Annotated in this window: 16 protein-coding genes; 12 read left to right on the top strand and 4 right to left on the bottom strand. The window is 69.7% G+C overall.

Going from position 1 to position 24,873, the window contains the following annotated elements:
• Positions 1 to 171 precede the first annotated feature (171 nt).
• The 4 genes from miaA to ACWD3I_RS27700 all read left to right on the top strand — a co-directional run bounded on the left by miaA (position 172) and on the right by ACWD3I_RS27700 (position 5,094).
• Positions 172 to 1,110 carry a tRNA (adenosine(37)-N6)-dimethylallyltransferase MiaA gene (gene miaA / locus ACWD3I_RS27715; RefSeq protein ID WP_365397873.1) on the top strand — a complete coding sequence of 313 codons (939 nt, stop codon included), beginning with the start codon at positions 172 to 174 and terminating at the stop codon, positions 1,108 to 1,110.
• A gap of 108 nt (positions 1,111 to 1,218) precedes the next feature.
• Complete coding sequence (locus tag ACWD3I_RS27710; protein ID WP_365397952.1) at positions 1,219 to 1,722, top strand: hypothetical protein; 504 nt, start codon at positions 1,219 to 1,221, stop codon at positions 1,720 to 1,722.
• Between the two features lie 96 nt (positions 1,723 to 1,818).
• Positions 1,819 to 2,688, top strand: coding sequence for a diaminopimelate epimerase (gene dapF, locus ACWD3I_RS27705; RefSeq protein WP_365397876.1), 870 nt, complete (start codon positions 1,819 to 1,821; stop codon positions 2,686 to 2,688).
• A gap of 288 nt (positions 2,689 to 2,976) precedes the next feature.
• Positions 2,977 to 5,094 (top strand): RelA/SpoT family protein, encoded by a 2,118-nt coding sequence (locus ACWD3I_RS27700; RefSeq protein ID WP_365397879.1) that lies wholly within the window; start codon positions 2,977 to 2,979, stop codon positions 5,092 to 5,094.
• 10 nt (positions 5,095 to 5,104) lie between these two features.
• On the opposite strand, the gene ACWD3I_RS27695 is transcribed toward ACWD3I_RS27700, so the two are convergent.
• Complete coding sequence (locus ACWD3I_RS27695; protein WP_365397882.1) at positions 5,105 to 5,698, bottom strand: hypothetical protein; 594 nt, start codon at positions 5,696 to 5,698, stop codon at positions 5,105 to 5,107.
• Here ACWD3I_RS27695 and ACWD3I_RS27690 point away from each other — a divergent pair.
• Complete coding sequence (locus tag ACWD3I_RS27690; RefSeq protein ID WP_365397885.1) at positions 5,697 to 7,184, top strand: M1 family metallopeptidase; 1,488 nt, start codon at positions 5,697 to 5,699, stop codon at positions 7,182 to 7,184. The genes ACWD3I_RS27695 and ACWD3I_RS27690 overlap by 2 nt on opposite strands.
• 137 nt (positions 7,185 to 7,321) lie before the next feature.
• Entirely contained in the window at positions 7,322 to 8,821 is a 1,500-nt protein-coding gene (hflX, locus tag ACWD3I_RS27685; protein WP_365397888.1) for a GTPase HflX, read from the top strand.
• A 74-nt stretch (positions 8,822 to 8,895) separates the two neighbouring features.
• Here hflX and ACWD3I_RS27680 read toward each other — a convergent pair whose 3' ends face one another.
• Positions 8,896 to 10,092: a trypsin-like serine peptidase gene (locus ACWD3I_RS27680; protein WP_365397891.1), complete on the bottom strand. Its 1,197-nt coding sequence runs from the start codon at positions 10,090 to 10,092 to the stop codon at positions 8,896 to 8,898.
• 211 nt (positions 10,093 to 10,303) lie between these two features.
• A complete protein-coding gene (locus ACWD3I_RS27675; RefSeq protein ID WP_365397894.1) occupies positions 10,304 to 11,524 on the bottom strand; it encodes a trypsin-like serine peptidase in 1,221 nt (406 codons plus the stop codon).
• A 329-nt stretch (positions 11,525 to 11,853) separates the two neighbouring features.
• Between ACWD3I_RS27675 and ACWD3I_RS27670 the strand changes: the two genes are divergently transcribed.
• From ACWD3I_RS27670 to ACWD3I_RS27655, 4 genes are all read left to right on the top strand, one after another.
• Complete coding sequence (locus ACWD3I_RS27670; protein WP_365397897.1) at positions 11,854 to 13,314, top strand: diaminobutyrate--2-oxoglutarate transaminase family protein; 1,461 nt, start codon at positions 11,854 to 11,856, stop codon at positions 13,312 to 13,314.
• 444 nt (positions 13,315 to 13,758) lie between these two features.
• Positions 13,759 to 15,693, top strand: a complete 1,935-nt coding sequence (locus ACWD3I_RS27665) for an IucA/IucC family protein (protein WP_365397900.1) — start codon at positions 13,759 to 13,761, stop codon at positions 15,691 to 15,693.
• A gap of 110 nt (positions 15,694 to 15,803) precedes the next feature.
• Complete coding sequence (locus ACWD3I_RS27660) at positions 15,804 to 16,679, top strand: GNAT family N-acetyltransferase (protein ID WP_365397902.1); 876 nt, start codon at positions 15,804 to 15,806, stop codon at positions 16,677 to 16,679.
• 506 nt (positions 16,680 to 17,185) lie between these two features.
• Entirely contained in the window at positions 17,186 to 19,162 is a 1,977-nt protein-coding gene (locus ACWD3I_RS27655) for an ATP-dependent DNA helicase (RefSeq protein ID WP_365397905.1), read from the top strand.
• A gap of 179 nt (positions 19,163 to 19,341) precedes the next feature.
• Here the strand turns inward: ACWD3I_RS27655 and lexA are convergent, their stop codons facing one another.
• Positions 19,342 to 20,121 carry a transcriptional repressor LexA gene (gene lexA / locus ACWD3I_RS27650; protein WP_046257039.1) on the bottom strand — a complete coding sequence of 260 codons (780 nt, stop codon included), beginning with the start codon at positions 20,119 to 20,121 and terminating at the stop codon, positions 19,342 to 19,344.
• Positions 20,122 to 20,685: 564 nt separating this feature from the next.
• Between lexA and nrdR the strand changes: the two genes are divergently transcribed.
• A complete protein-coding gene (gene nrdR / locus ACWD3I_RS27645) occupies positions 20,686 to 21,246 on the top strand; it encodes a transcriptional regulator NrdR (RefSeq protein ID WP_365397908.1) in 561 nt (186 codons plus the stop codon).
• A 164-nt stretch (positions 21,247 to 21,410) separates the two neighbouring features.
• Entirely contained in the window at positions 21,411 to 24,308 is a 2,898-nt protein-coding gene (locus ACWD3I_RS27640; RefSeq protein ID WP_365397911.1) for a vitamin B12-dependent ribonucleotide reductase, read from the top strand.
• Positions 24,309 to 24,873: the final 565 nt, after the last annotated feature.

Raw genomic sequence — 24,873 nt, 5'->3', positions numbered from 1 at the left:
ACGTTACTCGTGCGGGGGAAATCCCGCGTTGCCCGGTGCGTCCGTTTGCGTCGCCCGGGACGCCGCCTCTCGAAACCGGCGGCGAAAACCTCGCAACAGGCAACGACCCCGCACGCGTGCCGTCACGTAACTCGTTCGAGGCCATGCCCTGACGTTTGCGAGACTGGGGCGGTGAGCAGCGCACCCCCCGCCCCCCGCGTCATCGCCGTCGTCGGACCGACCGCGGCCGGAAAGTCCGATCTGGGCGTTTTCCTGGCCCGACGCCTCGGCGGCGAGGTCGTCAACGCCGACTCCATGCAGCTCTACCGAGGGATGGACATCGGCACCGCGAAACTGACGCCCGAGGAGCGCGACGACGTCCCGCACCACCTCCTGGACATCTGGGACGTGACCGTCACGGCCTCCGTCGCCGAGTACCAGCGACTCGCGCGCGAGCGCATCGACGCGCTGCTCGCCGAGGGACGCTGGCCGATCCTGGTCGGCGGCTCCGGCCTGTACGTCCGTGGCGCCGTCGACAACCTCGAGTTCCCCGGCACCGACCCCGAGGTCAGGGCCCGGCTCGAGGAGGAGCTCACGCTCCGCGGCTCCGGCGCGCTGCACGCCCGCCTGGCCGCCGCCGACCCCGAGGCCGGCCAGGCGATCCTGCCCAGCAACGGCCGCCGCATCGTCCGGGCCCTGGAGGTCATCGAGATCACCGGCAAGCCCTTCACCGCCAACCTCCCCGGCCACGACTCGGTCTACGACACCCTCCAGATCGGCGTCGACGTCGCGCGCCCCGAGCTCGACGAGCGCATCGCGCGCCGGGTCGACCGGATGTGGGACGCGGGCCTGGTGGACGAGGTGCGGGCGCTGGAGGCGCACGGGTTGCGCGAGGGGCGTACGGCCTCCCGCGCGCTCGGGTATCAGCAGGTGCTCGCGGCGCTCGCCGGGGAGTGCACGCTCGGGGAAGCGCGGGACGAGACCGTCCGTGCCACGAAGCGCTTCGCGCGCCGCCAGGATTCATGGTTCAGGCGCGATCCGCGGGTGCACTGGTTGAGTGGGGCTGCGGCGGATCTCACAGAACTTCCGCAGCTCGCGCTGGCGTTGGTCGAACGACCGGTCACAGCCTGATCACGTCCTGGCATCGGGACGCTCAGGCCGTCATCCGGCCCTCCGGCGCCGTGCCATCATCGAGCTTCGATCGACCAAGTGGAGTCCGAGTTGGGAGGGCGCGTGGCGATGGAGGCCGGCCCTCGCGACACCGCACAAGGCACCGAGCCCCTCACCGTCGACGGCGGTGAACCGGAGCAGGACGGAGACCGTCTGAGCCCCGACGGGCCCGACGACACACAGGGCGGTGTGACCGCCGACGGTCCCGAGCCCGAGGAGATGTTCGCGGGCGGCCCGGAGGTCGAGGTCGAGCTGCGCCCGCAGCGCCGGATGCGCATCTGGCAGCTCGCGCCCATCGTCGCCCTGGCCGCGGTCGGCTCCCTGATGTTCGCCTTCCCGCTGGCCTTCGACTTCGGCGACAGCGGGGCCGTGATCGCCATGCTGGGCCTGCTGATCTGCTCCTGCGCGGCAGGGTGGGGCATGATGGCCGCCCGCCGGGTCGGTTACACATGGCCCGGACTGCCGCAGCGAGGGTCCGGGCGGCGTCCCGACTGGCGCGTGGTGCTGCTGTACGTCGTGGTCGTGGCCGCGGTGATCGCGCTGGCCGTGTTCCGCGTGGCCCGGCTGCGCTGACCTCGTGCGCCCGGCGTGACGTGCGACCACGTACGCGTGGAGACGTCGTAGGGCTGTCCGTGACTCGGTGTCGTACCCACCCCGTACGATCGAGGAATGAGCACGCGGATCGCCTTCCTCAAGGGTCACGGGACCGAGAACGACTTCGTGATCGTCCCGGACCCAGAGAACGCCATCGACCTCCCCCCGGCCGCCGTCGCCGCCCTGTGCGACCGCCGCGCCGGCATCGGCGGTGACGGCCTGCTGCACGTGGTGCGATCCGCCACCCACCCGGAGGGGCAGGGCATGGCCGCCGAGGCGGAGTGGTTCATGGACTACCGCAACGGCGACGGCTCCATCGCGGAGATGTGCGGCAACGGCGTACGCGTCTTCGCGCGCTACCTCCAGCACGCCGGGCACATCACCGAGGGCGACCTGGCCGTGGCCACGCGTGGGGGCGTGAAGACCGTGCACCTCGCGAAGGACGGTGACGTCACCGTCGGCATGGGCACGGCCCGGCTCCCCGAAGGGGACGTCACCGTGAGCGTCGGCGAGCGCAGCTGGCCCGCGCGGAACGTGAACATGGGCAACCCGCACGCCGTGGCCTTCGTGGACGACCTCGCCCACGCGGGCAACCTGTACTCCCCGCCGCCCTTCAGCCCTGCCGCCGCCTACCCGGACGGGGTCAACGTGGAGTTCGTCGTCGACCGCGGCCCCCGTCACGTCGCCCTGCGCGTGCATGAGCGCGGCTCCGGTGAGACCCGGTCCTGCGGCACGGGCGCGTGCGCCGTCGCCGTGGCCACCGCTCGCAGGGACGGCGCCGACCCGGCTGTGACCGGGACCCCGGTGACGTACACCGTCGATGTGCCCGGCGGCACCCTCGTGATCACCGAGCGGCCCGACGGCGAGATCGAGATGACCGGCCCCGCCGTGATCGTCGCCGAGGGCGAGATCGAACCGGAATGGCTGGAAAACGCGGCCCGCTGAGCGCGTGAATCATGGGGTCCGGCGGCCCCGGTCGCTGGGATCCGCAGCTCCAGGCATCCGGAGCGGTTCGAATCGACGGACAATCGCAGGTCAGCTGGCGCGAAATCGTAAACCTCGGAATCGTCGCTCGAATGGGTGATCCGTTTCACGCTCGACGAGAGGCGGTCAGCCGCACGTGGTGGGCTCGGTAGCATCAAGCACCGGCCCGGACGGGGGACCGATGCCATCCCCTGAGCCGTGTCCGCCCTGGGGCACCCCGTCCGCCGGTTGACGCAGCCGGAGGTGCCCATGAGTGCGGAGGCCACGAACCCCGCGACCCCAGGTCCGGTAACAGGGCCTGCGGCGCGCTGGCGGGCGCGGATCGACCTGCGCCGTCTGGGCCGCGCCGCCCTGCTCGGCCCCGCGACCCGCGACCGGCTGCCCGACGCCATCAGCCACGTCGTCGAGGCCCACCGGGCCCACCACCCCGACGCCGACCGCGACATCCTGCGCCGCGCCTATGTCCTGGCCGAGTCCTCGCACCGCGGACAGATGCGCAAGAGCGGTGAGCCGTACATCACACATCCGCTCGCCGTGACCCTGATCCTCGCCGAACTCGGCGCCGAGACCACGACTCTGACGGCGTCTCTGCTCCACGACACCGTCGAGGACACCGATGTGACGCTCGATCAGGTGCGGGAGCAGTTCGGTGAGGAGGTGCGCTTCCTCGTCGACGGTGTGACGAAGCTGGAGAAGGTCGACTACGGCGCCGCCGCAGAGCCCGAGACCTTCCGCAAGATGCTCGTCGCCACCGGCAACGACGTCCGTGTGATGTCGATCAAACTCGCCGACCGGCTGCACAACATGCGCACTCTCGGAGTGATGCGCCCCGAGAAGCAGGCGCGCATCGCCAAAGTGACCCGCGACGTCCTCATCCCGCTCGCCGAACGGCTCGGCGTGCAGGCGCTCAAGACCGAACTGGAAGACCTGGTCTTCGCGATCCTGCACCCCGAGGAGTACGAGCACACACGGGAGTTGATCGTCGACAACGCCTCCCGCGCCGACGACCCCCTCGCGGAGATCGCGGACGAGGTGCGCGGTGTCCTGCGCGACGCGGACATCCAGGCCGAAGTCGTCATCCGGCCCCGGCACTTCGTCTCCGTGCACCGTGTGTCCCGCAAGCGCGGCCGGCTGCGCGGCGCCGACTTCGGCCGGCTGCTGGTGCTGGTCAACGAGGACGCCGACTGTTACGGCGTGCTCGGCGAGCTGCACACCTGTCTGACGCCCGTCGTCTCGGAGTTCAAGGACTTCATCGCCGTACCGAAGTTCAACCTGTACCAGTCGCTGCACACCGCGGTCGCCCGCGGTGACGGCCAGGTCGCCGAAGTCCTCATCCGCACCCACCAGATGCACAAGGTCGCCGAGGCCGGCGTCGTCGCGCTCGCCAATCCCTACGCTCCTCCTTCGGAGGAGTCCGTGGACGGCGAGCGCGAGGACCCCACACGTCCCGGCTGGCTCTCCCGCCTCCTCGACTGGCAGGAGGCCGCACCCGACCCCGACACCTTCTGGTCCACCCTGCGCGAGGACCTCGCCCAGGACCGCGAGATCACCGTCTTCCGGCCCGACGGCGGCACGCTCGGTCTCCCCGAGGGGGCGACCTGTGTGGACGCCGCCTACGAGCAGTACGGCGAGGACGCGCACGCGTGCATCGGCGCCCGCGTCAACGGGCGGCTGGCGACGCTCAGCACCGTTCTGCGGGACGGTGACACCGTCCAGCTGCTCATGGGCCAGGACCCGGCCTCCGAGCCCTCCAGAGAGTGGCTGGAGCACGCGCACACGCCCGCCGCGCGGATCGCCATCCAGCGGTGGATCGCGACGCATCCCTCGCAGGAGGAGCCGCACGAGGTCGAGGAGCGCGAGCCGGCCCCGCGCTCCGCCGCCGAAGCGCCGGTCGCGGACGGTCCCGCCGCCCGCCCGGGCACCGCCGACGTCCTCGTCGACCAGCCCGGTGCGACCGTACGGCTGGCCGGGTGCTGCACGCCCGTACCGCCCGACGACATCACCGGTTTCGCCGTGCGCGGGGGAGTGGTCACCGTGCACCGCGTCGGATGTGCCGCGGTGGCGCGTATGAAGAACGCGAAGCGCACGGAGGTCGATGTGCGCTGGGGCGACACCACCGAGTGCCGGGTCACGCTCTTCGCCGAATCGTTCGGCCGCCCTCATCTGCTCGCCGACCTCACCGAGGCCATGGCACTCGAAGGCGCCGAGATCGTCTCGGCGACCGTCGAACCCCCCACCCAGCAGCGCGTCCGCCACACCTATACGGTCCAACTCCCGGACGCGGCACTGCTGCCCGCGCTCATGCGGGCGATGCGGAACGTCCCGGGTGTGTACGACGTGAGCAGGGCGCAGACGACGGGCGTGTGACGGGCTCGCCCTACTCGAACTCGAAGGCCGTCTCGGCGAAGGAGCAGCCGTCGCGCTCGGCGTGGCCCAGGACGAGGCGGGGCGAGAGCCGGGGCGGCTGCCGGATGTACTGGCGGAAGCCGGGGGCGCGGAACCTGAGGTCGAACGCGTGCCCCTCCAGGTGCCACAGCGGCGTGTCACTCCACCCGGGCCTGTCGTCCTCGGGCGTCAGCCGGTGCAGCGCGTCGATCTCCAGGTCCACGCCCAGCCCTCTGAAGTCGAGGTCCCCTTGGAGATCCCAGACGTCGTCGAAGACGAGCGTCGACGGCGCGATCCAGAAGCTGAAGTGTGTCTCCGGCGGGACCGGATGGACCCAGCGGGTGATGTAGTCGAGATCGAACAGCAGGCGCGGCAGCACGTCATCGGTTCGCTGTACGTACATGGCGTGCACGGTGACGTCGTGCCACCCCAGCTGCTCGAAATCGGCGTCGCTCCAGACCGCCTTCGTGAGTCCGGACTCCTCGTACACGTCCATGCCCGCATCCAACCAGGCCGTTACCCGTTCGGGTGGGCCGGGCGCGAGTCGCCGCCGTACGGCACGCGCGCGCTGGTAGCCGTGGTGCATGCTGCTCACCTCCCACGCCAGGAGCCCTCGCCGGCTGAAGGCGGCCGCGCTGCTCGCCTCCGCCGTCTGTCTCGTCGCCGCGAGCGCGCCCGCCGCCCCGCTGGGCGTCGGCGACCGTCTCTTCCCGCACCTGGGCAACCCCGGGTACGACGTGGCGTCGTACGACCTCTCCTTCACCTATCCCGGTTCCAACAGCAAGCCGCTGAAGGCCGTCACCACGATCGACGCCTGGACGACCACCGAACTGGACCGCATTAACCTCGACTTCGCCCACGGCAAGGTCGATTCGGTCGAGGTGGACGGCGAGTCCGCCGCGTTCACCGGCGCCGGCGAGGACCTGGTGGTCACGCCCGAGGAACCGCTGCCCGGCGGCAGTTGGATGCGGATCACCGTGAAGCACACCAGCGACCCCGTGTCCGCCGAGAACCGGGAGGGCGGCTGGGTGCGGACCACGGACGGCCTCGCCATGGCCAACCAGGCCGACGCCGCCCATCTGGTGTTCCCGTGCAACGACCACCCCTCCGACAAGGCGATGTTCACCATCCGGGTCACCGCGCCCGACGGCTACACCGCCGTCGCGAACGGTCTGCCGGCCGGCGTGGACCGGGTCGCCGGGGAGACCACGTGGACGTACCGGACCCAGCACCCCATGGCCACCGAGCTCACTCAGGTGTCCATCGGCCGCTCCACCGTGCTGCACCGCACCGGCCCGCACGGACTGCCGGTCCGCGATGTCGTGCCCACCAAGCACCGCGAGGCGCTCGAACCCTGGCTGGAGAAGACCCCCGACCAGATCTCCTGGATGGAGAGCAAGGTCGGCCGCTACCCCTTCGAGACGTACGGGCTGCTCATGGCCGACGCCGACACCGGCTTCGAACTCGAGACGCAGACCCTCTCCCTCTTCGAGAGAGACCTGTTCACCGAGCCCGCCTACCCCAAGTGGTACGTCGAGTCGATCATGGTGCACGAGCTCGCCCATCAGTGGTTCGGCGACAGCGTCAGCCCCCGCAACTGGTCCGACCTGTGGCTCAACGAGGGACACGCCACCTGGTACGAGGCCCTGTACGCCGAGGAGAAGGCCGACAGGCCCATGGAGGCGCGGATGAAGGCCGCGTACGGCGCCTCCGACCGCTGGCGTGCCGCGGGTGGGCCGCCGGCCGCGCCCAAGGCGCCGAATCCCGGCCAGAAGATCAGCATCTTCCGTCCCAACGTCTACGACGGCGCCGCGCTGGCCCTCTACGCCCTGCGCGAGGAGATCGGCCGCCCGGCCTTCGAGGGCTTGGAGCGGGCCTGGGTGAGCCGTCACGAGGACGGCGTCGCCACGACCGCCGACTTCGTCGCGCTCGCCGAGGAGATCTCGGGCCGCGAGCTGGGGGGCTTCTTCCAGGACTGGCTCTACGGTGAGAAGACCCCGCCGATGCCGGGCCACCCGGACTGGAAGTCGGTGGCGACCACCAAGGCGGCCACGGGGAAGGCCGCGAAATAAGGCGATGACGAGACGGGCCGTGCCGTGCGACCATCTTCAGGTCGGCGCGGCACGGGACACGGGAATCTCCCGGGGTACTCGTGCGTTGTCACCAGTGACGGTCGCCGAATCGCCATCCCCAACGACGTAAGGACCCAATGACCTCCTCTTCATCCCCTTCCCAGGACTCGCAGCGCTTCGCGCACACACACCCCGAAGGTCTTCGGGCCGATGCCCTGATGGAAGAGGACGTCGCCTGGAGCCACGAGATCGACGGAGAGCGGGACGGCGACCAGTTCGACCGCTCCGAACGCGCGGCCCTGCGCCGCGTGGCAGGCCTCTCCACCGAGCTCGAGGACGTCACCGAGGTCGAGTACCGCCAGCTCCGCCTGGAGCGGGTCGTGCTCGTCGGCGTCTGGACCTCGGGGACCGCGCAGGACTCGGAGAACTCCCTCGCGGAGCTCGCCGCCCTCGCGGAGACCGCGGGCGCGCTCGTGCTCGACGGCGTGATCCAGCGCCGCGACAAGCCCGACGCCGCCACCTACATCGGATCCGGCAAGGCCACCGAGCTCAGGGACATCGTCCTGGAGACCGGCGCCGACACCGTCATCTGCGACGGTGAGCTCAGCCCGGGCCAGCTCATCCACCTCGAAGACGTCGTCAAGGTCAAGGTCATCGACCGTACGGCCCTGATCCTCGACATCTTCGCCCAGCACGCCAAGTCCCGAGAGGGCAAGGCGCAGGTCGCGCTCGCGCAGATGCAGTACATGCTGCCGCGACTGCGCGGCTGGGGTCAGTCGCTGTCCCGTCAGATGGGCGGCGGCAAGGGCGGCGGTCTCGCCACCCGTGGTCCCGGTGAGACCAAGATCGAGACGGACCGGCGACGGATCCGCGAGAAGATGGCGAAGATGCGCCGGGAGATCGCGGAGATGAAGACCGGCCGCGAGATCAAGCGCCAGGAACGCAAGCGCAACAAGGTGCCGTCCGTGGCCATCGCGGGCTACACCAACGCGGGCAAGTCCTCGCTGCTCAACCGCCTCACGGGCGCGGGTGTGCTGGTCGAGAACTCCCTGTTCGCGACCCTCGACCCGACCGTGCGCCGGGCCGAGACGCCGAGCGGGCGGCTGTACACGCTGGCGGACACCGTCGGCTTTGTACGCCACCTGCCGCACCACCTGGTCGAGGCGTTCCGCTCCACCATGGAGGAGGTCGGCGAGTCCGACCTGATCCTGCACGTGGTGGACGGCTCGCACCCGAACCCGGAGGAGCAGCTGGCCGCGGTGCGCGAGGTGATCACGGACGTGGGTGCCACCCGCGTGCCCGAGATCGTCGTGATCAACAAGGCCGACGCGGCGGACCCGCTGACGCTCCAGCGGCTGATGCGGATCGAGAAGCGCTCCATCGCGGTCTCGGCCCGTACCGGCCTGGGCATCGAGGAGCTGCTCGCCCTCATCGACAACGAGCTGCCGCGGCCGTCGGTCGAGGTCGAGGCGCTCGTGCCGTACACGCTCGGCAAGCTCGTCGCCCGCGCCCACACCGAGGGCGAGGTGATTTCCGAGGAGCACACACCGGAGGGCACCCTGCTCAAGGTCCGTGTGCACGAGGAGCTGGCGGCGGATCTCGCACCGTACGTGCCGGTGCCGGTGTCGGTCGCCTGACGGCCGTAGCTCTTCAGGAACACCGTGAAGGCCCGCCCCCTTTCCGCAGGGGGCGGGCCTTCAGCTTGCTCCGGTCACTGACCGCCGTACGTCTTGCTCATGCTCTGGTAGATCGCCTCGGCCTCCTGGCCCAGCTGCGGGCCGGCCAGCCAGGTGTTGTCGGCCGGGCCGATCGACGTGTTCGAGACCAGCTTGGTCTCGCCGTCCACCACCCGGAACCAGCCGCCGCCGGACGAACCGCCGGTCATCGTGCAGCCGATGCGGTACATCGTCGGCAGCGCCGTGCTGAGCGAGAGACGGCCCGGCTGGTCGATGCACTTGAACATCTTCAGACCGTTGTACGGCGCCGCCTGCGGGTAGCCCCAGGCGCCCATCTTGGCGACCTCGGTCGCGGACGGGGCGGAGAAGTCCACGTCCAGCGCGGCTCCGACCGTCTCCTCCAGCGACTTGGCGCCGGACTCCGGCTTCACATGCAGCACCGAGTAGTCGTACGCGGCACCGGCACCGCCGGTCTCCGAGCCGCCCGCGATCCACTCGTTCGAGGTCGACGCCCAGTCCGCCCACCACTGGCCGTAGGGCGCGATCTCGGTGGCGTTGGAATTCGTCAGCTGCGCCTCGGACTTGCCGTAGTCGTTGTAGGCCGGGACGAACATGATGTTGCGGTACCAGCCGCCGCCGTCGCCCGCGTGCACGCAGTGGCCGGCCGTCCACACCAGGTTCGACTTGCCCGGGTGGTTCACGTCCTTGACGACCGTGCCCGAGCAGACGGCCGAGCCCTCGGGAGTGTCGAAGAAGATCTTGCCGACCGGGGCCGCGTTCTCGTGGTACGGCGTCTTCTCGGCCGAGGCCTCGACGGGGGTCGGGTCCGGGTCGCTGACGCCCTGGTCGGCCGCCGCGTCCTTCGTCGAGTAGGTCTTGTTGGCCGACTTCGCGGACTTCATCCGCTCCGGCTTCCAGAGGCCCTCGATCACCGGGTTGACGAAGTCCTTGGCCTCACTGAGCCACTTGTCCTTGTCCCAGTCCTTCCAGGCGCCGTCCTTCCACTGGTCGACGTCGATGCCGTGCTCCTTGAGCTTGTCGGCGAGGTCGGCGGGGATCTGGACCTTGCCGCTGTCGGCGGCCTGGGACGTGGTGGCACTCGGCTTGTCACTCGCCGCGTCCGAGCCTTCGCAGGCGGTCGCGGTCAGCGCCAGGGCGGCGGCGAGGCCGGTGACGACAAGGGTGGTGCGTCGCCTGCGACGCGGCGTCGCGGACGTACGTGTGGAACGCATGGTGCGGTAACCCCCGTTGGAGCGATCGGTGTTTCGAAGTGCGGTGATGTCATGCGCGCGTCACTCGATCCAGGGGGGTTCGTGCACTGTGCGAACCCCCCTCGTCACGCGACAACCCACTATGCCCGTGGAGTTGAGGGCGAACGGCGACGGGGCGGTGAAGGTTTTCGTGAGCCGCTGAGCCCGGTGAACCGCCCCGTCGCCGTCGTCGTCACTGACCGGCGAACTTGTCGCTGACCGAGTCGTACACGCCCTTGGCCACCTCACCCAGCCGCGGTCCGGCCAGCCAGCCCGCGGTCACCGGGCCGATCGAGGTGTTGGACACCAGCGCCGGCTTGCCGTCCGAACCGGTCGCGACCCAACCGCCGCCGGACGAACCGCCCGTCATGGTGCATCCGATGCGGTACATCGTCGGGTCCGAGGCGCTGAGCGAGAGCCGACCCGGCTTGTCCTGGCACTGGTACAGCGTCTGGCCGTCGAACGGCTCCGCCGCCGGGTAACCGGTCGCCGTCATGTTCTGGATCCTCGTCGCGGCCGGAGCCTTGAAGTCCACCGGCAGAGCCGAACCGACCGTCTCCTCCAGGGACTTGCCGTTGCCGCCCTCCTCCGGGGTCACGTGGAGCACGGAGAAGTCGTAAGAGGCGCCGTCGCCGCCCGTCGTGCCGCCCTGCTCGATCCACTGGTCCGAGGTCTGCGCCCAGTCGCTCCACCAGACGCCGTACGGAGCGACCTCTTCCCGAGCGGCATTCTCCAACTCGGCAGTGGCCAGGCCCTTGTCGTTGTACGACGGCACGAACGCGATGTTGCGGTACCAGCCGCCGCTCTTGCCCGCGTGGACACAGTGGCCCGCCGTCCACACCATGTTGGACTTGCCGGGGTTGGCCGGGTCCTGCACGACCGTTGCCGAGCAGACCATCTGTCCTTCGGGGGAGTCGAAGAACACTTTGCCCGCCTCGGGGACACTGTCGTGATACGTAGGCGATACGGCCTTCGCGTCCACCGGCGCAGGCTCCGGGTCGGTCACTCCCTGGTCACCGTCGAGGTCGCTGTCGTCGACTTCCTGGTCCGGCTCCTCGGCCTCCCGCATCCGGTCCGGGTCCCACAGGCCCTCGATGATCGGGTTGATGTAGTCCTCGGCCTCGCGCAGCCAGTCGTCCTTGCTCCAGTCCTTCCAGGCGCCGTCCTTCCACTGGTCGACGTCGATCCCGTGCTCCTTGAGCCGGTCCTTGATGTCGTCCGGGATGGTGATCTTCCCGTCGCCCGACGTGGCGGAGGCGGAGGACTCGCCGCCTGCCTCGGCGTCACCCGAGTCGCAGGCGGTCGCCGTGAGCGCGAGCGCCGAGGCGAGAGCAACGGCGGCCAGCACGGGGGAGGTTCTGCGGCGCGCCCCCCTTTCCCGGCGGACGGTGGACAACGGCCGTATGGATCGCATGATCTGACTCCCCCTGAGGTGAACGAACTAGGCGCTGCGGCCGTGACCCCCACATCGGCACCCCGGCGGCTCTGGTCCGTCCGGTGCCGTTCTCCTGTGTGCGCACGACCTCTTGGAACGGCAACACACACTATGCGCTCGCTGTGGGGGACTCCCGACGGAACGGCAACGGTTCCGTCACGGCAAGGATCTTGAGGCAACCCGTAACCGGGTGAACCGTCCGGGGTTGGTAGCCGTGGGGGCCTGCTGTCTCTGTGCGGTCCCCTGTGCCCGTGGTGCGACTTCGGCTCGCCCGTGGGCGTGGGACGACGGCGGGAGGACAGCGAGACGTGGCCGAGTCTTCGTACGGCGGGTGCGTGTCCGCGGGGCGCCCGCGCCGGCAGTCGGCACGCGAGTCGGCGGCGCGCACCTATGCGCGTGCCCTGCCGATCGTGCCCGTACGGGCGCGCGGACTCACCATCGAGGGCGCGGACGGCCGCCGGTACCTGGACTGTCTCTCCGGCGCGGGGGCCCTGGCGCTCGGGCACAACCATCCCGTGGTGCTGGAGGCCATCCGCAAGGTCCTCGACTCGGGCGCGCCCCTGCACGCTCTCGACCTGGCGACCCCCGTCGAGGACGCCTTCGTCGCCGAGCTGTTCCGCACCCTGCCGGCCGGTCTCGCCGACCACGCACGCGTGCAGTTCTGCGGCCCCGGCGGCGCGGATGCGGTGGAGGCCGCCTTCAAGCTCGTGCGGGCGGCAACCGGACGCACCGGCATGCTGGCCTTCACCGGCTCCTCCCACGGCTTGACCACCACGGCACTCGAGACGCCCCAGGAGGCGGCCGACGTCCGCGTGACGCGGCTGCCCTATCCGCAGGACTACCGCTGCCCGTTCGGCGTCGGCGGCACTGGCGGCGCCGAACTCGCCGCCCGTTGGAGCGAGTGCCTCCTCGACGACCTCGAGTCGGATGCTCCCGGACCCGCCGGAATGATCGTCGAACCCGTACAGAGCGAGGCCGGAGTCATCCCCGCGCCGGACGCCTGGATGCGGCGCATGCGGCAGATCACGGCGGTCCGCTCCATCCCCCTGATCGCCGACGAGGTCCACACCGGTGTGGGTCGCACCGGCGCCTTCTGGGCGGTGGAGCACAGCGGCATCACCCCCGACGTGGTGATCCTCTCCAAGGCCATCGGGGGCAGCCTGCCGCTGGCAGTCCTGGTCTACCGCGACGATCTCGACCTCTGCGAACGCGGCGCCCCCGCCGACACGTTCCGCGGCAACCAACTCGCCCTGGCCGCGGGCACCGCGACGCTCACGTACGTTCGCGAGAACGGTCTCGCCGAGCGCGCGTCGGTGCTGGGAGCGCGGATGCTGTGCCGACTTCGGGATCTGGAGCAGCGGCTTACGTGTGTGGGGGAGGTGCGGGGAAGGGGGTTGATGCTCGGGGTTGAGCTGGTGGATCCCGAGGTGGGGTTTCGGCAGGCTGAGGTCGGTCGGAGCGGGGCTGCCGAGAGCGCGGCCACCGATTCCCACCCTGCTGCTCCTGACCTCGCCGCCGCGGTCCAGCAGGAGTGTCTGCGGCGCGGCCTCATCGTCGAACTCGGTGGCCGCCACGCGAGCGTCGTGCGCCTCGTCCCACCCCTGACCATCAGTGACGAGCAGGCGGACGCGGTGCTCGACCGGCTGTCCGACGCGGTGGAGGCAGCGGCTCGCGGCCACGCCTCGCACGGCCGGACAGGCCCATCGGGTCACGCACACCACCGTCACGGCGATCGCTCCGCCCGCGTGGGACAGCCGGCCGGCCGATGACACGTAACGCGCGAACGCCCAGACCCGCATCGCGACTTGGACCAACCCCGACCCACTGCTCCAGCTCCGGAACGACATCGCACCCCCACCCGACTCATCACCAACCCAGACGCCACAGACCGACGCACTCCCGCACCCCGACATGACCCCGGCCCGCTCTCACGGCCCAGAGCCCGCTCACGAGGAACAGCCTTGAACAGCACCTCCGCACCCGACGGCCCGGTCCACACACCCACCCGAGGCTCCTCCGTCACGGAGGCTTCCCGGACGTCCGAGCCCGGACCGACGACCGTCGCGGTCCCTCGCCCGCAGGAACGGGTTCCGGAACAGGGTCGGGGTCCTCAGGAAGGGAAGACCTCCAGCCGGGGCGACGGCCCAGGTCAGGAACGGGTTCCAGGTCAGGAACGGGTTCAGGGACAGGTTCCTGACCACGGCAGGACCCCCGTGCCGGGAAATCGTCAGAGCATCGACCGGCTGCGGGGCATCCCCACCGAACCCCTGGACCATCCCGACCCGCACACCGCGGCCCAGGCCGCAGCCGTGGAGAACCTCCTCCGTTGCTGGGCGCGCGAAGCCGACCTTCCCGCCCCCGCCGACGGCACCCTCCGCATTCCCCTGCCCGCCAGCGGCACCGCTCTGCTGGCCCCCGTCCACTACTGGTCCCCGACGGGCTGGCACCGCTTCGGCCCTCCCTGCCTGGCTGACGTTCCTCCACAGGCCCCGCCCGTCGACGCCGTCACGGTCGCGGCACTGCTCACCAGGGAGACGTCAGGCGGAAGCCCCGACGCCCGAGCCCTGGCCGCGGTCTCCAGCCCGGCCGCCGTCGCTGAGCCGGCCGCCGTCGCTGAGCCGGCCGCCGCCCGCGCCCCGGCAGGCCAAGCCACCTCCACGCCCCTGGACGCCACCGCCGGCACCGACCTCGTCGCCCGCGTAGCCGACTCCGTGCGCCGCACCGTCACCTTCATCGACGAGCGCAGAAAGCATCCCTCCGACGAGCCCGACCCTTTCCTCGCCGCCGAACAGGCCCTGGTGCTCGGACACCCCCTGCACCCTGCTCCGAAGAGCCGTCAGGGTCTCTCCGAGGCTGAAGCACCTCTCTACTCACCTGAGTTGCGCGGTTCCTTCCCCCTCCACTGGATCGCTGCCGCTCCCTCCGTACTCGCCACCGACTCGGCCTGGACCGAGCGCGGACGCCCCATCCCGGCGCCACAACTCACGGCACGCCTCGCCGAAACCGGACTGCCCCTGCCCGACGGCCACGCGGCCCTGCCGCTCCATCCCTGGCAGTTGCGGGAAGTCCGACACCACCCCGTGACCGCGGCCCTGCTCGACGCCGGACTGCTCAAGGACCTCGGAGCACACGGCTCCGCATGGCACCCCACCTCCTCTGTCCGCACCGTGTATCGCTCCGGTGCCCCCGCCATGCTCAAGCTCTCGCTGGGACTGCGCATCACCAACTCCCGCCGCGAAAACCTCCGTAAGGAACTCCACCGAGGCGTCGAGGTCCACCGTCTTCTGCGCAGCGGGCTCGCCGAGCACTGGCAGGCCGTTCACCCCGGCTTCGACATCGTCCGCGACCCGGCCTGGCTGGCCGTGGACGGGCCGGACGGCAACCCTGTGCCGGGACTCGATGTGATGATCCGGCACAACCCATTCCGCCCCACGGACGACGTCTCCTGCGTCGCCGGGCTCGTCTCGCCCAGGCCTTTCCCCTGGTCGGACAGCAGCACGGGTGGCCGACTGGCCCACCCGTCGGCCACGCGGTCCCGTCTCGCCGACGTCGTCACGCGCCTCGCCGGCCGGACCGGTCGACCGCCGGGTGCCGTCGCCGCCGAGTGGTTCCTGCGCTATCTCGAGCAGGTCGTCCGACCGGTGCTGTGGTTCGACGCGGAGGCGGGCATCGCCCTGGAGGCACATCAACAGAACACGCTGGTCCACCTGGACGGCGACGGTTGGCCCGTGGGAGGCCGTTACCGGGACAACCAGGGCTACTACTTCCGAGAGTCCCGGCGCGCGGAACTCGACACCAGGCTTCCCGGAATCGGCGAGCACAGCGACACATTCGTCTCCGACGAGGTCACCGACGAGCGCTTCGCGTACTACCTCGGCATCAACAACGTCCTCGGTCTCATCGGTGCGTTCGGCTCCCAGCGACTCGCCGACGAACGGCTGCTGCTCGCCGCCTTCCGCCGTTTCCTGAGCGAAGTCGCCTCCGGACCCTCCCGGCTGCGCACGTCGCTGCCTGCCCGCCTGCTCGACTCACCCGTTCTTCGTTGCAAGGCCAACCTTCTGACCCGACTGCATGGCCTCGACGAACTCGTCGGCCCGGTCGACACCCAGTCCGTGTACGTCACCATCGCCAACCCCCTGCACTCGTGATCACCGCCGTGTACCGCGTCAGCGCCGGCACTCCTTCGCTCGTGAACACCGTCAACCCCCTTCATTCCTGAGGAACATGCCCCGACCCGTCTCCTGAGAGGAGCGTCGCCGTGCCTCCCACCGACGCGAGTGCCGACGCCGGTACCGCCCCCGGCACCGATGCCGCAACCCGCACCAACCCCGGCCCGGCTGACCGCCGCACCGCCTTCGAGGCCGGCCCGGGCGTCGCCGGTGCCGATCCCCTCCGGGGTATCGACGCCGATCGAGCTTGGGGCTCCGACAGCGAGGACACCCTCGATCTGCGTCTGCCCGACGAATTCTTCGCGCTCATCGCGAACGAAGCTTCCGACCGCGGTGAGAACCGACGAGGCGTGCACGGTACGGCCGGGCCCGGCTCGGCTTCCCGGGCTTGCGGCGACCTACTCGGCTGCGTCGCCGACTGGGGATGTGTGGCCACGCCCGTGGGGGTGTTCCACCTCGTTCCCGTCCAAGCCGAGCAAGACCTCGCGCTCATCAGCCGCTGGATGAACGACCCCACCGTCGCGGAGTTCTGGCAACTGTCCGGCCACCGGAACTTGGCCGCGGACCACGTGCACGCCCAGCTCGCCGGAGACGGCCGAAGCGTCCCCTGCCTCGGCGTCCTGGACGGCACGCCGATGAGCTACTGGGAGATCTACCGGGCCGACCTCGATCCCCTGGCCCGCCACTATCCCGCCCGACCCCATGACACGGGTATCCATCTCCTCATCGGTGAGGTCACGGACCGCGGACGAGGTATCGGCAGCGCACTGCTCCGAGCCGTCGCTGACCTCGCGCTCGACAAGCGCCCTGCCTGCGCCCGTGTCATCGCCGAACCCGCCATGCGAAACACCCCTTCCGTCTCCGCTTTCCTGAGCGCCGGCTTCCGGTTCTCCGCCGAGGTCGACCTGCCCGACAAGCGGGCCGCCCTCATGGTCCGAGACCGATGCCTGCGCGATCTGATGTGACACAACGTCGCGATGGCGTCACTTTTGGTACACCGCTCGCGCCGACTCGGTTCCCACTCGCGCCGCGCCTTTTTCAAGCCGGAGCGACATCGCTGTGCAGGGCCGGTGCAGCGCCCCGACCGGGCGCCCCTGGACCAGCACTGGCCGCCTGGCCGCCTGTACACCTGCGCGCCCTCGACCGACACCGCTCGACCGGTCGGCACCCGGCAAGTCCGCGCTCATCCAGTCCGCGCCCGACCCCGGCCCGTCTTTGAGTGTTCGACGGGCCCGCGCACAGCCGACCGATCCCGTCCGCAATTGACTGATCTGGACCGAGCCCGACGTACTCCTCTCGCATCCGAATCGATCTCGCCTCCGCGTAGACCGAGACCGACTCTGAATCGCCCAATCCCGACCTCAAGCGAACCCATCCGATCCCCAGCCCCTCCCGCATCCGGCCTTGATCCCGCCCCTCGTCCCCCCTTGGCCTCTCGTTTGTCAGTGGTGGGCCGTAGGGTTGTCGCGCTATGACGAAGCCCTCACTCCCCGAACTCCTGCATGCCGCCGTCTCTGCCGTCGGCGGCACAGAGCGCCCAGGTCAGGTGACCATGGCCGAAGCCGTCGCGGAGGCGATCGACGACGGCTCCCATCTGCTGGTCCAGGCCGGCACCGGCACCGGAAAGTCGCTGGGCTATCTCGTGCCCGCGCTCGCGCACGGGGAGAGGGTCGTCGTGGCCACCGCCACCCTGGCCCTGCAGCGCCAGCTCGTGGAGCGGGACCTCCCACGCACGGTCGACGCGCTGCATCCTCAGCTCCGCCGCCGCCCGGAGTTCGCGATGCTCAAGGGCAGGTCGAACTACCTGTGTCTGCACCGTCTCCATGAGGGAGTGCCGCAGGACGAGGAAGAGGGCCTCTTCGACCAGTTCGAGGCGGCAGCGCCCACCAGCAAGCTGGGCCAGGACCTGCTGCGACTTCGCGAGTGGTCGGACGACACGGAGAACGGCGACCGCGACGACCTCACCCCGGGCGTCTCCGACCGGGCCTGGGCCCAGGTGTCGGTGTCGTCCCGGGAGTGCCTGGGCGCCACGAAGTGCGCGTACGGCGCGGAGTGCTTCGCCGAGATGGCCCGTGAGCGCGCCAAGCTCGCCGAGGTCGTCGTCACCAACCACGCGCTCCTCGCCATCGACGCCATCGAGGGCGCCCCTGTGCTCCCGCAGCACGAGGTGCTGATCGTCGACGAGGCGCACGAACTGGTCTCCCGGGTCACCGGAGTGGCCACCGGCGAGCTCACCCCTGGGCAGGTCAACCGCGCGGTGCGCCGGGCGGCGAAGCTCGTCAACGAGAAGGCCGCCGACCAGCTCCAGACCGCCGCCGAGGGCTTCGAGCGGCTGATGGAACTCGCGCTGCCGGGCCGCCTGGAGGAGATCCCGGAAGACCTCGGCTACGCCCTCATGGCGCTGCGTGACGCCGCCCGGACAGTCATCTCCGCCATCGGCGCCACTCGCGACAAGTCCGTCCAGGACGAGGACTCCGTACGCAAGCAGGCTCTGGCTTCTGTCGAGAGCGTGCACGACGTGGCCGAGCGGATCACCAACGGCTCCGAGTGGGATGTCGTCTGGTACGAACGGCACGACCGCTTCGGCGCCTCCCTGCGCGTGGCCCCCATGTCCGTGTCGGGCCTGCTGAGGGAGAAGCTCTTCGCGGACCGCTCCGTCGTCCTGACCTCGGCGACCCTGAAGCTGGGCGGCGACTTCAACGGCGTCGGCGCTTCCCTGGGACTGTCCCCCGAGGGCACCGAAGGAGACGACCTCCCGCAGTGGAAGGGCGTCGACGTCGGCTCGCCCTTCGACTACCCGAAGCAGGGCATCCTCTATGTCGCCAAGCACCTCTCGCGCCCCGCGCGGGACGGCGACCGCGCGGACATGCTCGACGAGCTCACGGAACTGATCCAAGCGGCCGGCGGTCGCACCCTGGGCCTGTTCTCCTCGATGCGGGCCGCCCAGCTCGCCGCCGAGGAACTGCGGTCCCGTATCCCCGAGTTCCCGATCCTTCTCCAGGGCGAGGAGACCCTTGGTGAGCTGATCAAGAACTTCGCGGCAGACCCGAAGACATGCCTGTTCGGCACGCTGTCGCTCTGGCAGGGAGTCGACGTCCCCGGCCCCAGTTGTCAGCTGGTCGTCATGGACAAGATCCCGTTCCCACGCCCCGACGACCCACTCATGAGCGCCCGGCAGAAGGCGGTGGAGGACGCGGGCGGCAACGGCTTCATGGCGGTCGCCGCCACGCACGCGGCGCTGCTCATGGCGCAGGGCGCCGGCCGTCTCGTACGGGCGTCGGGTGACCGGGGTGTGGTCGCCGTACTGGATCAGCGGCTCGCCACCGCACGGTACGGGAGCTATCTCAAGGCGTCGCTGCCCGACTTCTGGTACACGACGGACCGTAATCAGGTCCGGAAGTCGCTGGCCTCGATCGACGCGACGGCGAAGTCGGCGGAAGCGGAGTAGGGGTGTGGGGTGGCCTGACCGTCGCTGGTCAGGCCACCCCACACCCCACGCCCGGCGAAGGCATCGGTCGCCTGGACCGCCGTAAGGCGCCCGCACAGCACTGGGCCCCGGAACCGGCGCAGGGGTCCCGGGGCCCGGTCAGAGGGCGAACCATCGACGTGGTCCGCCCGCCGCAGCCGTCACACGCGGCGCAGAACTGCCACCACCTTGCCGAGGATGGTCGCGTCGTCGCCGGGGATCGGCTCGTACGCGGCGTTGTGCGGGAGCAGCCAGACGTGGCCGTCCTCGCGCTTGAAGCGCTTGACGGTGGCCTCGCCGTCGAGCATCGCGGCCACGATGTCGCCGTTCTCGGCGACGGGCTGACGGCGGACCGTGACCCAGTCGCCGTCGCAGATGGCGGCCTCGATCATGGAGTCGCCCACGACCTTCAGGACGAACAACTCGCCGTCACCGACGAGCTGTCGGGGGAGCGGGAACACGTCCTCGACGGATTCCTCGGCGAGGATCGGGCCACCGGCGGCGATACGTCCCACCAGTGGGACGTAGGACGCGGCGGGCTTGCCGGCGGTGTCCGTGGGCTGCGCGGAGGCGGCCTGGTCGGAGCCGCGCACCTCGTATGCGCGTGGGCGGTGCGGGTCGCGGCGCAGGAAGCCCTTGCGCTCCAGTGCCATGAGTTGGTGTGCGACCGAGGAGGTGCTGGAGAGGCCGACGGCCTGTCCGATCTCCCGCATCGACGGCGGGTAGCCGCGCCGCTGCACGGAGTCCCTGATGACCTCGATCACCCGGCGCTGGCGGTCGGTGAGCCCCGAGCTGTCCGCCCGGATGCCTGGCGGTCGGCCCGGCAGGGAGCGCTTGTGCCCCTCGGGATTCGTGGCTTCGTTCATCGCATGCACCGGCTCGAGTCGGCCCTGGGAGCGGTCCTGGGCAGTGATGGTGGCACTGTCTGCGGTGGTGGTCACGTCGGCCCCTCTCGATGGTCTCCCTGCTGGACAACGGTAGTTGCTTTCGAAAGGTTGCGCCAAACACACGTTCGAGTGAAAAATCGCGGATTGCCTGCCGCGATCGTGTGTCTGGGTGTATGGCTAACGTGATGTCCGGCGGACAAAAGGGCCCTTTGTCGTACTCTTCACCGCCGAGGTGGGGACCTCGTGGGTTGTTGCCCCAGTCTGCCATCCGGTGCTCCGGCGACGGGGTCCCGGTCCTCATCTGTGCGGGAGCCCCACGTCCCCTCCGTGCGGTGCCCACGGTATCTCCGCATGCGCCGCAGCGGTACGCCTGTGCATGAGCGTCCCCGGCGTGGCGGCGTGGTCGTGCGGCACATGCCAATACGGGCGGGACACGCGCGTACGGCGTGTTTATGGAGCCGATCCCTACATCTAGTGCTTGGATTGCTACAGCAGCCCAGAAGTTGTGGTCCCTCGGGTCTTCGGACCCTCGGCGATCGCCTATGCTTGGGGCTGCTTCGAGGGGCCCAAGAGGCCCAGCGAGGCTATTGATTCTGCTGTGAGGAGGGTTGGGACTTCATGCACTGCCCCTTCTGCAGGCACCCCGACAGCCGCGTCGTCGACAGTCGTACGACCGACGACGGCACGTCGATCCGCAGGCGCCGCCAGTGTCCGGACTGCTCCCGTCGTTTCACGACCGTGGAGACGTGCTCGCTCATGGTGGTCAAGCGGTCCGGGGTCACCGAGCCTTTCAGTCGTACCAAGGTCATCAACGGTGTGCGCAAGGCATGCCAGGGACGACCTGTCACCGAGGACGCGCTCGCCCAACTCGGCCAACGGGTCGAGGAGGCGGTGCGGGCCACCGGAAGCGCCGAGCTGACCACCCATGACGTGGGGCTGGCCATACTCGGCCCGTTGCAGGAGCTCGACCTGGTCGCCTATCTGCGATTCGCCTCCGTCTACCGGGCGTTCGACACGCTCGAGGACTTCGAGGCCGCCATCGTGGAGCTCAGGCAATCGGCGGGACGCCCCGTCGCGGACGACGAGGACCGCGAAGGTGCTGTCACGGGGAGCCAGGGAGACGACCGCGGGTCGGGAGAGGCCGTTCAGGTCCCCGAGCCCGCAGGCGCCGCCGACTGATCGGCGGGCCGGGCCCGGTCGGAGACACCGGGGTCGGCCGGACGGCGGCGAACCAAGACCTGTTGCGGGCGGCAGCGAGAAGGTGCCCGCAACACCAGACAGAACACCGTGCCACGGGAACATCGTGGCACTTCAGGGCGTTTTAGCCCGTAGAGGGAGGCGGCATGACAGAGACGGCGAGCGGTCCGGCACGGAGTTCCCGCGCCAAGGGCACCAAGGCGACCAAGGGACTGCGTATCGAGCGCATCCACACCACCCCCGGCGTGCACCCGTACGACGAGGTGGCCTGGGAGCGCCGTGACGTCGTCATGACCAACTGGCGCGACGGCTCGGTCAACTTCGAGCAGCGTGGCGTCGAGTTCCCCGACTTCTGGTCGGTGAACGCGGTCAACATCGTCACCAGCAAGTACTTCCGCGGTGCCGTGGGCACCCCGCAGCGCGAGACCGGCCTCAGGCAGCTGATCGACCGCATCGTGAAGACGTATCGGAAGGCCGGTGAGGACTACAAGTACTTCGCCTCGCCCGCCGACGCCGAGATCTTCGAGCACGAGCTGGCGTACGCCCTCCTGCACCAGATCTTCAGCTTCAACAGCCCCGTCTGGTTCAACGTCGGAACCCCGCAGCCGCAGCAGGTCTCCGCGTGCTTCATCCTGGCCGTCGACGACTCCATGGAGTCGATCCTCGACTGGTACAAGGAAGAGGGCATGATCTTCAAGGGCGGCTCCGGTGCCGGCCTGAACCTCTCCCGGATCCGCTCCTCCAAGGAGCTGCTGTCCTCCGGCGGCAACGCCTCGGGTCCCGTCTCCTTCATGCGCGGTGCCGACGCCTCCGCGGGAACGATCAAGTCCGGTGGTGCCACCCGTCGCGCCGCCAAGATGGTCATCCTCGACGTCGACCACCCCGACATCGAGGACTTCATCGAGACCAAGGTGAAGGAAGAGGAGAAGATCCGCGCCCTGCGTGACGCGGGCTTCGACATGGACCTGGGCGGCGACGACATCACGTCGGTCCAGTACCAGAACGCCAACAACTCGGTCCGTGTGAACGACACGTTCATGAAGGCCGTGGAGACGGGCGGCAAGTTCGGCCTGACATCCCGTATGACCGGCGAGGTCATCGAAGAGGTCGACGCCAAGAGCCTGTTCCGCAAGATGGCCGAGGCGGCCTGGGCCTGCGCCGACCCGGGCATCCAGTACGACGACACCATCAACCACTGGCACACCTGCCCGGAGTCCGGCCGTATCAACGGCTCGAACCCCTGCAGCGAGTACATGCACCTGGACAACACGTCCTGCAACCTCGCCTCGCTGAACCTGATGAAGTTCCTCAAGGACGACGGCAAGGGTCACCAGTCCTTCGAGGTCGAGCGCTTCGCCAAGGTCGTCGAGCTCGTCATCACCGCGATGGACATCTCCATCTGCTTCGCGGACTTCCCGACGCAGAAGATCGGTGAGAACACGCGCGCGTTCCGCCAGCTCGGCATCGGCTACGCCAACCTCGGCGCCCTGCTGATGGCGACCGGCCACGCGTACGACTCGGACGGCGGCCGCGCCCTCGCCGGTGCCATCACCTCGCTGATGACCGGCACGTCGTACAAGCGTTCCGCCGAACTCGCCGCGGTCGTCGGCCCGTACGACGGCTACGCCCGCAACGAGCAGCCGCACCTGCGGGTCATGAAGCAGCACGCGGACGAGAACACCAAGGCCGTCCGCGTGGACGACCTGGACACGCCGATCTGGGCCGCCGCCACGGAGTCCTGGCAGGACGTGCTGCGCGTCGGTGAGAAGAACGGTTTCCGTAACGCCCAGGCGTCCGTCATCGCCCCGACCGGCACCATCGGTCTCGCGATGTCCTGCGACACCACCGGCCTCGAGCCCGACCTCGCCCTGGTCAAGTTCAAGAAGCTGGTCGGCGGCGGCTCGATGCAGATCGTCAACGGCACCGTTCCGCAGGCCCTGCGCCGCCTGGGGTACCAGGAGGAGCAGATCGAGGCGATCGTTGCCCACATCGCCGAGAACGGCAATGTCGTCGACGCTCCGAGTCTCAAGCCCGAGCACTACGAGGTCTTCGACTGCGCGATGGGCGAGCGCTCCATCTCCGCGATGGGCCACGTCCGGATGATGGCCGCTATCCAGCCCTGGATCTCCGGCGCGCTCTCCAAGACGGTCAACCTGCCGGAGACGGCGACCGTCGAGGACGTCGAAGAGGTCTACTTCGAGGCATGGAAGATGGGCGTCAAGGCGCTCGCCATCTACCGCGACAACTGCAAGGTCGGCCAGCCCCTCTCCGCCAAGACCAAGGAGAAGCCCGCGACGGACGCTGTCACGGCGAAGGCCGAGGCGACCATCCGCGAGACGGTCGAGAAGGTCGTCGAGTACCGCCCGGTTCGCAAGCGCCTCCCCAAGGGCCGTCCCGGCATCACGACGTCCTTCACGGTCGGCGGCGCCGAGGGCTACATGACCGCCAACTCCTACCCGGACGACGGTCTCGGCGAGGTCTTCCTGAAGATGTCCAAGCAGGGCTCCACCCTCGCGGGCATGATGGACGCCTTCTCCATCGCGGTGTCCGTCGGTCTCCAGTACGGCGTGCCGCTGGAGACGTACGTCTCCAAGTTCACCAACATGCGCTTCGAGCCGGCCGGTATGACGGACGACCCGGACGTGCGGATGGCGCAGTCGATCGTCGACTACATCTTCCGTCGCCTGGCGCTCGACTTCCTGCCCTTCGAGACGCGTTCCGCGCTCGGCATCCACTCCGCCGAGGAGCGTCAGCGCCACCTGGAAACCGGTTCGTACGAGCCGTCCGACGACGAGATGGACGTCGAGGGGCTGGCCCAGTCGGCGCCGCGCGCCCAGGAGCTGAAGGCCGTCGTCACCCCCAAGGCCGAGGTCGAGGCGGCCAAGCCCGCCCCGAAGCAGGCCCACACCAGCGCCGAGCTGGTGGAGATGCAGCTGGGCATCCAGGCCGACGCCCCGCTCTGCTTCTCCTGCGGTACCAAGATGCAGCGGGCCGGTTCCTGCTACATCTGCGAGGGTTGCGGCTCGACCAGCGGTTGCAGCTGAATGTGAGCGCCGTCCAGGCGTGAAGTGACTGCCAGAGGCGGGGAGTCGGCGAATTGCCGGCTCCCCGCCCGGCTGTCAGCGCCTCATGTCGCCAGGTCGGTCTCGCTCATGGATTCTCCGTCCCTTGCCGGTTCGGGGATATGAGGGCATGAGCGCGCAGCCTTCCGGTGAGCAAGGTGGCCATCCCCTTGTTCGAGCACGCGCTCCGCCTGCACCAATGGACGCCGCACGCACCCCTTCACCGTGACGGTCGTCGACGTCGGGCACGTGTGCCGCGGCCGGCCGATGACCTGGTCGGAGTCGACGTCACCCGTATCCTCGACGCGTGCTTTGCCCGTCCGGACGCCGATCCCGGGGACCTGGTCGGAGCGGGTGACGGGCTGAGGCCGGGGCCACGTGGTGGAGGCGCTGTGCGACCTTGCCGACGAGCATCCGGACGTACGGCCCTGGCTGTTGCGCGCAGCAGCCGACGGGGACCAACTCAACGGCTGCTGCCCAGGCAGGGTCGCGGAGGTGGTGGGTCTGCGCGACGCCACGTCACGGCAGGCACCCGACATTCACCGAA

The organism is Streptomyces sp. NPDC002817 (genome assembly GCF_053592055.1).
The sequence above is the reverse complement of the archived record's forward strand: the minus strand, read 5'-3'. Positions and strand labels throughout refer to the sequence as shown.

Excerpts from the sequence above, each read along its gene's own strand:
- ACWD3I_RS27710 (WP_365397952.1), top strand. The coding sequence starts at position 1,219 with ATGGAGGCCGGCCCTCGCGACACCGCACAAGGCACCGAGCCCCTCACC.
- dapF (WP_365397876.1), top strand. The coding sequence starts at position 1,819 with ATGAGCACGCGGATCGCCTTCCTCAAGGGTCACGGGACCGAGAACGAC.
- ACWD3I_RS27700 (WP_365397879.1), top strand. The coding sequence starts at position 2,977 with ATGAGTGCGGAGGCCACGAACCCCGCGACCCCAGGTCCGGTAACAGGG.
- ACWD3I_RS27690 (WP_365397885.1), top strand. The coding sequence starts at position 5,697 with ATGCTGCTCACCTCCCACGCCAGGAGCCCTCGCCGGCTGAAGGCGGCC.
- ACWD3I_RS27695 (WP_365397882.1), bottom strand. The coding sequence starts at position 5,698 with ATGCACCACGGCTACCAGCGCGCGCGTGCCGTACGGCGGCGACTCGCG.
- hflX (WP_365397888.1), top strand. The coding sequence starts at position 7,322 with ATGACCTCCTCTTCATCCCCTTCCCAGGACTCGCAGCGCTTCGCGCAC.
- ACWD3I_RS27680 (WP_365397891.1), bottom strand. The coding sequence starts at position 10,092 with ATGCGTTCCACACGTACGTCCGCGACGCCGCGTCGCAGGCGACGCACC.
- ACWD3I_RS27675 (WP_365397894.1), bottom strand. The coding sequence starts at position 11,524 with ATGCGATCCATACGGCCGTTGTCCACCGTCCGCCGGGAAAGGGGGGCG.
- ACWD3I_RS27655 (WP_365397905.1), top strand. The coding sequence starts at position 17,186 with ATGACGAAGCCCTCACTCCCCGAACTCCTGCATGCCGCCGTCTCTGCC.
- nrdR (WP_365397908.1), top strand. The coding sequence starts at position 20,686 with ATGCACTGCCCCTTCTGCAGGCACCCCGACAGCCGCGTCGTCGACAGT.
- ACWD3I_RS27640 (WP_365397911.1), top strand. The coding sequence starts at position 21,411 with ATGACAGAGACGGCGAGCGGTCCGGCACGGAGTTCCCGCGCCAAGGGC.